Raw genomic sequence first — 11,177 nt, forward strand, 5'->3', positions numbered from 1 at the left:
GAGTGTGACCCGCTCCGGCGCCCCGGGACGTGGTTATAGCTGTGTGCGCAGGTTCTCGACGACGGTCAGCAGGTCGTCACGTACCTGCTCGTCGTCGACCTTCTCGGCCACCCGGACCACCCGGTCCAGCGCCTGTCCGGCCTCCTCCGCCTCGCCACGCTCGGCGAAGCGCTGTGCTGTCGCCAGGTGGTTGTGCAGCTGCCGGTAGTGCGGCCGTTCCAGCAGCCCGTCGTCGTAGTACTCCTCGACCAGCCGCAGCGCACCCTCGTAGGTGTCCGGCAACGCGTCGAGCTCCTGAATCCGGATGTTCCGGAAGTAGACGTCGTCCTGGCCGCCGTGGTTCTGGATCCCGATGTGACTCGGCGGGTTCATCCGGTCCGGGTCGGTGTCCGTGTAGTCGTTGATCTTCGCTCCGTTGAGGAAGACCTGGATCCGGTCACCCTCGACGACGATCTCGAACTCGTTCCACTCCCCCGGTGGGTTGAGCGCCTCGTCCCGCGCGTCCAGATCGGCGGACTGGAAACCGTAGATCGCGCCGGTGGTGCGGTCCGGCTCATCCGTGGCGTCGATCTGCACCTCGTGGCCTTCCTCGACCGCGACCCACGGGTCGTCACCCGGTTCGGGGAAGCCGACGAACACGCCGGAGTTGTCGTCGCCCGGCATCATCCAGTCCAGCTTGAGCGAATACGACTCGAACGCCTCGTCGTACCAGAGCAGGCCCATTCCGCCGTACGACAGCAGCCGGCAGTCGGTGTGGTGGAAGCCACCCGGCCCGGCCATCCGCCAGCTCTCCAGGCCTTCCGCCGTCCCATCGAACAGGCTGCGGTAGCCCTCCTCCGGCTCGGTCGGCTCGCACTCGGTGACCGGTGCGTCGTCGACGTGGAAGTAGTCGAACGACACCGGCTGACCCACACCGTTGAACGCCGCCAAGCCCACTCTGGGCTGGGGCATCTGGGAGAGCGAACGGGCACGGCCGAACTCGGTCCACTCCTCGCCGTCCGCCGACCAGGCCGCCGTGAGCACCGCGCCGTCGCTGGTCATCCGGACGTAGGCCTCGTCCGTGATCCCCTCCGGCAGCTCCCCGGAGCGGTCCACCTCGGGATCGAAGACCGCCTCGCCATCGACGTTCTGGCCGAACTCGAACCGCCACCCCAGGTCCGGGATGTTGATCAGGACCGCCTTGGCGAAATCGGCGTCGCCGGAGTGCACCAGGATGCCGGCCTGCTCGTAATCCCCACCCGCCGGGATCTCCAGCTTGGTGGTCACCTCGAATCCGTCCTCCGGCGCGTCCTGCAGGACCAGGTTGGCGGCGCTGGTGTTGCCGCCGTACATGTCCCCTTCCAGCGCGTCGATCGTCAGCGCGCCGTCGGCCACCCGGTAGTGGTCCGGGTCCGGACGCAGGATGGTCGGCCAGCGGCAGCGGTCCAGCTGGTCGCCGTCGAACTCGTCGTTCGGGTCGACGTCCGCGTCCGGGTCCTCACACGGCGGCGGTTCGGTGCTGAAGGTCATCGCATCGATGTCCATCAGCCCGCCGCCGTCGCCGCGGAACAGCAGGAACAGTTCGTGTGTCCCGCCCGGATCGGTGACCGGCACCGGTTCCACCTCGACGTAGTTGTCCGGGCTTCCGGTGTGCGGCACCGGAACGGTCGCCGCCAGCGGCCCGTCCGGAGCACCGGCACGCAGCTCGACCGTGCCGCCCGGTCCGCCTGCCGACACCCGCATCCCCACCGACCGGACGCCGGTCAGGTTCCACGGCTCGAACGAGATCCAGTCTCCGTCGTCGATGTAACCCACGCGAGCGCCGCCTTCGGCACCGCCGTGATTGACGACTTGGACGCCGCTCTGGTCGGAGAAGTGCTCCGCCTGCCGGTGGCTCGGCTGCACCACGATCTCCGCCTCGCCGGTGACCGGTCCCGCGTCATCGCTCGGCGGCGTATCGGTGTACTCGGCATAGAGCAGACCGAAGATGTTGTCATCGGTGCCGTGCGAGGCATCGGTCCCGGTCGAGAGGGTCCCGGTACATCCGGTTACGGTCTCCCCGCCGTGCGTGTGCTGGTCGTGGCCGAGCGCGAAGGTGACCTCGACGTCGGCGCAGTCGACCGGCATGCCGTCCGGGTCGGTGACCGCGACCTCGTACGCCACGTCGTCGCCGAAGGTGAAGACCTGGCCGTTCGCCGGCTCCACGAACTCGACCACAGGGGCGGTGTTGCCGACGACGATACGCACCGTCGCCACACCCTCGGATCCGGACTGGTCGGTGACCGTCAACCGGGCCGTGTACTCGCCGTTCTCGGTGTAGGTGTGTTCCGCGTCCGGTTCGGTCGAATCGGTCGTACCGTCCCCGTCGAAGTCCCAGGCGTAGGAGATGACGTCACCCGGGTCGGGGTCGTCCGAGCCGTCCGCGGTGAACTGGACGGTGAGCGGCGCCAGCCCGGAGGTCGGCTCGGCCGTCGCCTTCGCCACCGGGGATCGGACGCCCTTGACGTAGTCGATCCGGTACAGGGCCGAGTTCTCGTCGCCGTTGAAGAAGCCGGTGCCGTAATCCAGCACGTAGAGCGAACCCTCCGGACCGAACTCCAGATCCATCAGCTGGGTGTTCTCCATGAAGTCGGAGAACGGCCCTATCGCCAGCGGCGAGCCGTCGGCGTCCAGGCTGATGTTCTTGATCCAGCGCCGGCCGAACTCGTAGGCGAAGAACTGCCCGTCGTAGAACTCGGGGAACTTGGTCTCCGACTCCAGGTCGGGGTCGTATCGATAGACCGGTCCGGCCATCGGGGACTCGCTGCCGCTGCCGAACTCGGGTACCGAACCGCCGTCGTAGGCGATCCAGGCCGGCTCGGCCGGAGGCACGGTGTCCAGCCCGGTGTTGAGCACCGAGTCGTTCGCCGGACCGTTCGCACAGTCGAACTTCTCACCGACGGGATCGTCGGTGCCGTCGTTCGGGTCTTGCTCGCCGGTATGCGGGTTGATGCCGTAGTAGGCGGTGAACTCACGCTCGGCGTAGGTCTCCTCCGGTGTGTTCATGCCGGTGCAGTACGGCCAGCCGAAGTTGCCCGGTTCGGTGACCCGGTTGAACTCCACCTGACCTCCGGGGCCGTACTGATTCGGTCCGCCCGAGTCCGGGCCGTATTCGCCGACCCACACGTCTCCGGTCTGCTGATCGACGCTCATCCGGAACGGGTTACGGAAGCCCATCGCGTAGATCTCCGGACGGGTCAGCTCCGTTCCCTCGGCGAACAGGTTGCCCTCGGGAATCGAGTACGAGCCGTCGTCGTTCACCGTGATCCGCAGGATCTTGCCTCGCAGGTCGTTCGTGTTGCCCGACGTCCGCCGCGCATCGAACTGGGGCGCGCGGTCCTCGCGGTCGTCGATCGGCGAGTACCCGTTCGACTCGAACGGGTCGGTGTCGTCGCCGGTGACCAGGTACAGGTTGCCGTCGGCGTCGAAGTCGACGTCGCCGCCGTGGTGGCAGCAGTTGCCCCGGTCCTGCGGGACCTCCAGGATCACCTGCTCGGAGTCCAGGTCCAGCCGTCCGTCCACGAACTGGAAACGGGAGAGGTTGTTGTGCCCCTCGTACTCCTCCCAGACGCTCGGATCGAGGCTGCTGTGCTCGACCTCACCCGGCGGGGTGCCCAGCTGCGGCGAGTAGTAGAGGTACACCCACCCGTTCTCCGCGAAGTCCGGGTCGATCGCGATTCCCTGCATGCCGTCCTCGCGGAAGTCGTACACCGGGACCTGCGCGGCCAGCGTCGTCTCTCCCGCCTCGGCGGTGTAGAAGACCTGTCCGGAGCGGGCGGTGTGCAGCACGCCGCCATCCGGCAGCACCGCCATCCCCATCGGCTCGCCCATCTCGTCGACGCCGCGGGCCAGGGTGACCTGGTCGAAGTTTTCGTGCACGGTGGCGCCGCAGTCGGCATCGGTGACCCCCGCGGCGGTTTCGATGCCGCCGAGGATGTGCTCCAGGAACTCCGGCTCGGCGAACGACTCCTCGGTGTGCCCCATCCCCGTATACCAGGCCCGGCCACCGTCATAGTCATGACACCACGCGATCGGATGATCCGAGCCCATCGCGCCGCCACCGGCGTCGTACGACGACTCATCCAGCGACGCCAGCACGTGCACATCACCGCGGGGATTGGACTGGTAGTTGTACCACTCGTCGTACCGCTCCCACACCGGGTCCAGATGCGCCGTGGACGGGTGGACCGTATCCTCCACCTTCACCGTGGCATCCTGATTCGCCGGGTGGCTGTCGAAATACGCACCCACCAACTCGCCATACCACGGCCAGTCATACTCGGTATCCGACGCCGAGTGAATACCGGCATACCCGCCACCGGACTGGATATACCGCTCGAACGCGCCCTGCTGCTCCTCGTTCAGCACATCCCCCGTGGTGGACAACCACACCACCACGTCATACTGCGCGAGATTCTCATCCGTGAACGCCGACGCATCCTCCGTCGCCGTCACCTCGAAATCATGATCTACACCCAACTGCTCGATCGCGGCGACACCCTCCTCGATCGAGCCATGCCGAAAACCGGCCGTCTTCGAAAACACCAAGGCGGAATACCCACCATGACCTTCATGCGCGGCCGCTGGTGCCGCCGTCGCCGCCATGCCTAAGGGCACGGTCAGCACGGCGCACAGACCACCGGCCAGGAATCGCTTCGGTTGAGGCACCACTGTCTCCTCTGGCGATCGGAAGCTTGCGGACATGCTCCATCTCCGGGATAGGCCCGGATCCTCGGCCCTGGTTGATCCGTCGTCGTACTGGTCGCCCCCGTTGCGCCACGCTCAGTACGTCCGCTTCCCTTCGTGGCCTGAAGGTGTGGTTGTGGCGGTCAGTTCCCCACTGTGGTCCAGGCGCTGTCCTTCGCCGCGCTCTGCTCGACCGCGGCCAGCACCCGCTGCACCCGCAATCCGTCGACGAACGACGGTTCCGGGTCGTCTCCTCCGGCGATCGCCTTGATCAGATCGACCGCCTGGTGGGTGAAACCGTGCTCGTAACCCAGCAGATGCCCAGGCGGCCACCACGCGGCCAGGTACGGATGGTCGGGTTCGGTGACCAGGATGCGACGGAAGCCCTCCATCGCCGCGGCACCGGTTCCGTCGTAGAAGTGCAGGGTGTTCATCTCTTCGAAGTCGAACGCGAGGGCTCCGGCCGAGCCGTTGATCTCGATCCGTATCGCGTTCTTGCGCCCGGTGGCATACCGGGTGGCCTCGAATATCGCCAGCGCTCCACCGCTGAAGCGGCTGAGGAACAGCGCCGCATCGTCCACACTCACCTCGCCGGTCGGCAGGTCGTCGCCGGACGCGTGACCGCCGAGCTTGCTCGCCCCGCCGGCATCGGCGATCGGGCGACGGTCGATGAACGTCTCGGTCATCGCGCTGACCCCGACGATCGACTCACCGGTGATGAACTGCGTCAGGTCGATGATGTGCGCGCCGATGTCGCCCAGGGCGCCGGAGCCCGCGCGGTCGCGCTCCAGCCGCCACGACATCGGGGCGGCTGGGTCGACCAGCCAATCCTGCAGGTACTGCGCCCGCACATGCCGGATCTCGCCGATGCGCCCGTCCGCCACCATCGTGCGCGCCAGCGCGATCGCCGGCACCCTACGATACGTGAATCCCACCATCGACCTGGCCCCGCGGGCGCGGGCTGCCTCCGCGGCCTGCGCCATCGCCTCCGCCTCCGGCACCGAGTTGGCTAAGGGTTTCTCGCACAGCACGTGTTTGCCCGCACGCAGCGCCGCCGTCGCGATCTCGGCATGGGTATCACCGGGTGTGCACACGTCGACCAGGTCCACGTCGTCCCGTTCGACCAGCGCACGCCAGTCCGTCTCCACGTCATGCCAGCCGAACTTCTCGGCCGTGTCGCGTGCCGCGTCGGCGTTCCGCCCGGCGACGACGGCCAGCCGCGGCACCGCCGGCAGATCGAAGAAGCTGGCCGCATTCCGCGATGCGTGCGAGTGGGCGATGCCCATGAACGCGTATCCCACCATGCCGATCCCGAGCGTCGGCGTGCTGTCATCAGTCATCGAGGATCCCTAGTGTTCGACGTCAGGTTGCCGGTGTCGCCTCTGGCCACCGACCCCGTTCGATACCGGTGCGCCGGTGCCCGCCTTCCCCGGTGCGTAGGCACCGGCGCACCACCGCATCAGGAGTCGAAGCAGCCCTCTCGGTGCTCGTCGACGTTGTCCGCGGTCACCACCGGGGCGTCGAGCACGATGCGCCGCGGCACCGCCACCTGCACCAGGTCGGACATCCCCTTGCCCTGCGCGATCAGCCGGGCCAGCCGGATGCCGTCCGCCGCCTGCGTCGGCGGGTAGAGCACCGTCGCCTCCATCTCGCCGTTCTCGATCCAGTCCATCGCGTTGCAGGATCCGGCGCCGCCGATGAAGAAGAACTCGTCCCGGCCGGCGTTCTCGAACGCCGCCTTGACGCCGACGCCCTGGTCGTCGTCGTGGTTCCAGATGATGTCGATCTCGGGTGCGGCCTGCAGCAGGTTCGAGGCCTCCGCCTCACCGCTCTCCACCGTGAACTCGGCCGCCACTCGGTTGTCGACCTCCTGGCCACAGTTGGACAGCGCCTCGGCGAAGCCCTCCGAGCGGTCCTGGGTCAGTGGCAGCGAGTCGATGCCGGCGATCTCGGCGATCACCGGGTCGGAGATGTTGTTCTCCTCGATCAGCTGGCACGCGTACGTGCCGGCGGAGACGCCCATGCCGTAGTTGTCGCCGAGGATCGTGGTCCGCGCCGCGAACGGGCTGGAGAACTCCCGGTCGACGTTGACCACGGGGATGCCGGCGTCCATCGCCCGCTGGGCGACATCGGTCAGCGAGGCACCGTCGGTCGGCAGCAGCACGATCGCGTCGACGCCCTCGTTGATGAACGTCTCCACCTGCTGAATCTGCAGGCCTGGGTCGTTCGTGCCCTCCGTCGCGCGCAGATCGATGTCGTCGTACTTCTCGGCTTCCTCCAGCGCCGAGCTGTTGATCGCGGCGAGCCAGCCGTGGTCGGCCTCGGGACCCGAGAATCCGATGGTCACGGTCTCGCCGGTCTCGTCGTTAGAACTTCCGCCGGAGTTCTCGTCGCTGGCAGGCGCGGCCTCGCCGTCGCCCTCGTTGTCCTCCTCATCCGGCTCGTTGCTGGTACAGCCGACGACGAGGACACCGGCCAGCGCGAGCGCGCCGGCCGTGGACAGCAGCCGCCGGGCCGATCGGGGCAGGTGAATCGTGGAGCGGGACATCGATGTCTCCTTCGCTTTGGGTGTGTGGACGGTGCTACGTCGATCCCGGGTGGCGCGCTAGGTGCCCCTGTTCCGCGCCGCCACGCGCTGCTGGAGCAGGACCGCGGCGACGATGATCGCGCCCTTGGCCACGGCCTGCGTGGACGTGTCGAGGTTGTTGAGGGTGAAGATGTTGGTAAGTGTGGCCAGGATCAACCCGCCGAACACCGTGCCGACGATCGTCCCGCGCCCGCCGGAGAGCAGCGTCCCCCCGATCACCACGGCCGCGATCGCGTCCAGCTCCCAAAGCTGGCCGTGGGTGGAGCTACCCGTGGTGGTCCGGGCCACCAGCATCAGCGCCGCGATCCCGCAAGCCACACCGACCAGCACGAACACCAGCATGGTGTGCCGCTGCACCTTGATGCCCGCCAGCCGGGCCGCCTCCGCGTTTCCGCCGACAGCGAGCGTGCGCCGGCCGAACGTGGTGCGGTTGAGCAGGACCCATCCGCCAGCTGCCACCAGGGCGAAGATGATCACCAGTACCGGCAGTCCGAACACCTCGCCGCCGAAGAAGTCGAGGAAGCCGCGGACCTCGACGATCTGCGTGCGCCGCTCCGAGATGATCTCGGCCAGCCCGCGCGCGGCGACGAGCATGGCCAGCGTCGCAATGAATGAGGCCATTCGCCCGTACGCGACAAGGATGCCGTTGATCAGGCCGCAGACTGCCCCCACCGCCAGCGCGGTGAACACCATGGTGATCCAGTGAAAGTCCTCGGCCGCTCGCTGGGATGCCAGGGTGGTCGCCCAGACCGAGGCCAGCGCCAGGATGGCACCGACCGACAGGTCGATGTGTCCGGCCGCGATCACGAACGTCATGCCGATGGTGACCACGCCGAGCGCCGACGCGTACCGCAGGATGGTCAGCGTGTTGTCCACCGTCGGGAACCGGTCCGGCGCGGTGGCCATGCCGATGACGAAGATGATGAGCAGCGCGACGACCAAGCCGAGATTCCGCCCGACCGAGCCGGACATCAGCCGGGAGAAGGTCGACTGAGCAGTCTCAGGCCTGCCGGCCGCAGCCTCGACGCGCTGATGCTCGTCCTCACTCGGAGCCGTGCGTGGAACGGATGGACCGCTCGCCGGCGTGGTCTTCTCGGTCACGTGACGCTCCCTTCCATCACCAGGCCCAGCACCTGGTGCTCATCGATCTCGTCAGCGGGTCCGGTGTGTACGACGCGGCCGTCGGAGATCACCAGGACCTGGTCGGCCAACCCGAGAACCTCCGGAATCTCGCTGCTCACCAGGAGGATCGCGACGCCTTGTGCGGCCAGATCGCGGATCAGCGAATACAGCTCAGAGCGGGCGCCCACATCGACGCCTCGCGTCGGTTCATCCAGCAACAGCACGTCGCAGCCCTTGAGCAGCCACCGCCCGAGCACCACCTTCTGCTGGTTACCGCCGGAGAGCGTCCGTACCTCGCGGGATGGGTCGGCCGGCCGGACATCGAGCTTCTGCACCTGCTCCGTCGCGGCGGCACGCTCCACCGATCGGTTGATGAACGACGACGAGGCGAAGCGGGAGAGCGAAGGCAGGCTGATGTTGCGCACCACCGACTCATGCATCAGCAGGGCTTGGCTCTTGCGTTCCTCCGGGCACAGCCCGACGCCGGCGGCGACAGCCGACCGGACCGAACCGGGCCGCAGCCGTCGACCATGTACGGTGACCGCGCCGGAGGTGGACTTGCGCGCGCCGTAGATGGTCTCGATGATCTCGGACCGGCCAGAGCCCACCAGCCCGGCGAGGCCGACGATCTCTCCCGGGGCCACGTCGAAGGTGACATCCGCGAACTCGCCGTCCCGGCTCAGATTGCGGACCGACAGCACCGGCTCCGCCCGTGCGTCGTGGGTGCCCCGGTCCGGAAAGGCGTACTCGATCGATCGTCCGGTCATCAGCCGGATCACCTCGGACGTCGGGGTCTCACGGGCCGGCAGCCCGGTGGCGACGGTGCGACCGTCCTTGAGCACCGTGACCCGGTCGCCCACCTCCCGGATCTCCTCAAGCCGGTGCGAGATGTAGACGACCGCGACGCCGTCCCTGGTGAGATCACGGATCACACCGAACAGCCGGTTAACCTCCTCCTGGTCGAGCACGGCCGACGGTTCGTCCATGACGATCAGCTGCACGTCGTGGGAGAGAGCGCGCGCCATGCTGACGATCTGCTTGCCCGCGGCGGGGAGCCGGCCGACCTCGGTCCGCGGCGAGATCTCCGGATGTCCGAGCCGTTCCAGCAGCCGCTGAGCCGCCCGGTCGGTCTGCGCACGGTGGGTGAACCCGGCGCTGGCCAACTCGTGGCCCAGATAGATGTTCTCGGCGACGGTGAGCCCGTCCACCAGGTCCAGCTCCTGGTAGATGGTGGCGATCCCCAGCCGCATCGCGGACATCGGGTCGGTGATGCGCACGTGCGAGCCGCGCCAGGAGATGGTTCCGTCGTCCGGGTGGTGCGCCCCGGCGAGCACCTTGATCAAGGTCGACTTGCCCGCACCGTTCTGCCCCAGCAGACAATGCACCTCGCCGGGCGACACGTCCAGGTCCACGCCGTCGAGGGCGCGGACGCCAGGAAAGGTCTTGACTATGCCATGCATCCGCAGCAAGGGTTCCGTCACGTTGTCCCTCCCAGGACCTCGGTCTGAACAGCCGTGTCCGCCGTCGAAGCGGGATCGGTGAGTACCGTCTCCAGCGCGATGTGAGCGCCGCCCCAGCATGCGGCGGCGAATCCGAGCGTCGAACGTTCGATGCGGCACCCCTGGGGTCCTGCGGCCAGCCGATGCCGATCGAGCTCGGTCTCCACGGCCGGAGTGAGGAAGTCGCTCAGCACGGCGAAGTAGCCGCCCAAGATGATCACCCGGGGGTTGACCAGGTCCGCCAGCATCGAGCAGCCGATGGACAGCGAGGCGGCGACCGCCTGCAGACCGCGTACCGTGCGGCCGTCGCCCAGCTCGGCACGGCGCCTGATCTCCGCCAGACGCTGCTCCACCGGCGCCGACATGTCGGTGAGCGGGTCACCCGGATCGGCGACCTCCCGCAGGAGCGCTCCCAGACCGACCTCGGTCTCCCAGCATCCGCGCCGGCCGCAACCGCACACGTGGCTACGGTCGCCGATCGGCAGGTGCCCGACCTCTCCCCCGTAGCCGTCGGCTCCGCGGAGCAGCGCACCTCCGACGACGATGCCGGCGCCCACCCCGATGTATCCGGACAGGTACACCAGGTCACAGCCGGCTGCCGCGCCCGTCGCGTACTCCGCCCGTGCGCCGAGATTCGCGTCGTTCTCCAGCCGGACCGGTCCGACCTGGCCGGTCAGACGGCGCGACAGCCCGTCGACCACGGCAACCTCGCGCCAGGACAGCGTGGGGCTGTGCGTGAGCATCTCGGCCGCCGCGTCGACCAGACCGGGAACGGCGACGGTGAGACCGACGATCCTCAGCCCGCGTCGGCGAAGCTCCGTCGCCGCCGCCACGACGGCTTCCGCCACCGCATCCAATGCCCGCTCCGCGCCGATGCCCGCAGTGTCGAGCATGACGTGCCGCGCGATGACTTCGGTGCCGCGCAGATCGAGGGCGGCGATGGCGACGCCGTCCGGCCTGATCTCCACACCGAGGCCGCACACCCGCCCGTCGAGCTCGATGGTCTGGCCCGGCCGGCCGATACCGCCGTCCCGCTCCAGCTCGCCGTCTCGGACCAGGCCTAGCTCGACCAGCTCGGCGACCAGACTGGACACGGTCGCCTTGGTCAATCCGGTGTCGGCCGCGATCCGGGCGCGGGAGCGCGGCCCATCCGCTCGCAGCCGGTTCACCACGACCGCCAGGTTGTGCCGGCGCAGAGCGAGATGGTCGACCGGCACGGCAGCCGGGCTGAGCACTCGTCCATCACGCATGGCACCCCCTCGTCG

Annotated in this window: 6 protein-coding genes; all 6 read right to left on the reverse strand. The window is 68.3% G+C overall.

Going from position 1 to position 11,177, the window contains the following annotated elements; translation table 11 throughout:
- Positions 1 to 33 precede the first annotated feature (33 nt).
- Positions 34 to 4,722 carry a ThuA domain-containing protein gene (locus tag G1H10_RS25440; RefSeq protein WP_376778662.1) on the reverse strand — a complete coding sequence of 1,563 codons (4,689 nt, stop codon included), beginning with the start codon at positions 4,720 to 4,722 and terminating at the stop codon, positions 34 to 36.
- 125 nt (positions 4,723 to 4,847) lie between these two features.
- Entirely contained in the window at positions 4,848 to 6,044 is a 1,197-nt protein-coding gene (locus G1H10_RS25445; RefSeq protein WP_163743248.1) for a Gfo/Idh/MocA family protein, read from the reverse strand.
- Positions 6,045 to 6,163: 119 nt separating this feature from the next.
- Positions 6,164 to 7,252: a substrate-binding domain-containing protein gene (locus G1H10_RS25450; RefSeq protein WP_163743250.1), complete on the reverse strand. Its 1,089-nt coding sequence runs from the start codon at positions 7,250 to 7,252 to the stop codon at positions 6,164 to 6,166.
- 57 nt (positions 7,253 to 7,309) lie between these two features.
- Positions 7,310 to 8,392: an ABC transporter permease gene (locus G1H10_RS25455; RefSeq protein ID WP_216853656.1), complete on the reverse strand. Its 1,083-nt coding sequence runs from the start codon at positions 8,390 to 8,392 to the stop codon at positions 7,310 to 7,312.
- Positions 8,389 to 9,873: a sugar ABC transporter ATP-binding protein gene (locus tag G1H10_RS25460; protein ID WP_163743368.1), complete on the reverse strand. Its 1,485-nt coding sequence runs from the start codon at positions 9,871 to 9,873 to the stop codon at positions 8,389 to 8,391. The genes G1H10_RS25455 and G1H10_RS25460 overlap by 4 nt, the downstream gene beginning before the upstream one ends.
- Positions 9,874 to 9,890: 17 nt before the next feature.
- Positions 9,891 to 11,162: an ROK family transcriptional regulator gene (locus G1H10_RS25465; RefSeq protein ID WP_163743252.1), complete on the reverse strand. Its 1,272-nt coding sequence runs from the start codon at positions 11,160 to 11,162 to the stop codon at positions 9,891 to 9,893.
- Positions 11,163 to 11,177 lie beyond the last annotated feature (15 nt).

The organism is Phytoactinopolyspora halotolerans (genome assembly GCF_010550675.1).
GTDB lineage: Bacteria > Actinomycetota > Actinomycetes > Jiangellales > Jiangellaceae > Phytoactinopolyspora > Phytoactinopolyspora halotolerans.

Bases quoted from the DNA above. Each gene is read 5' to 3' on its own strand.
- G1H10_RS25445 (WP_163743248.1), bottom strand. From the start codon at position 6,044: ATGACTGATGACAGCACGCCGACGCTCGGGATCGGCATGGTGGGATAC.
- G1H10_RS25440 (WP_376778662.1), bottom strand. From the start codon at position 4,722: ATGTCCGCAAGCTTCCGATCGCCAGAGGAGACAGTGGTGCCTCAACCG.
- G1H10_RS25460 (WP_163743368.1), bottom strand. From the start codon at position 9,873: ATGCATGGCATAGTCAAGACCTTTCCTGGCGTCCGCGCCCTCGACGGC.
- G1H10_RS25450 (WP_163743250.1), bottom strand. From the start codon at position 7,252: ATGTCCCGCTCCACGATTCACCTGCCCCGATCGGCCCGGCGGCTGCTG.
- G1H10_RS25465 (WP_163743252.1), bottom strand. From the start codon at position 11,162: ATGCGTGATGGACGAGTGCTCAGCCCGGCTGCCGTGCCGGTCGACCAT.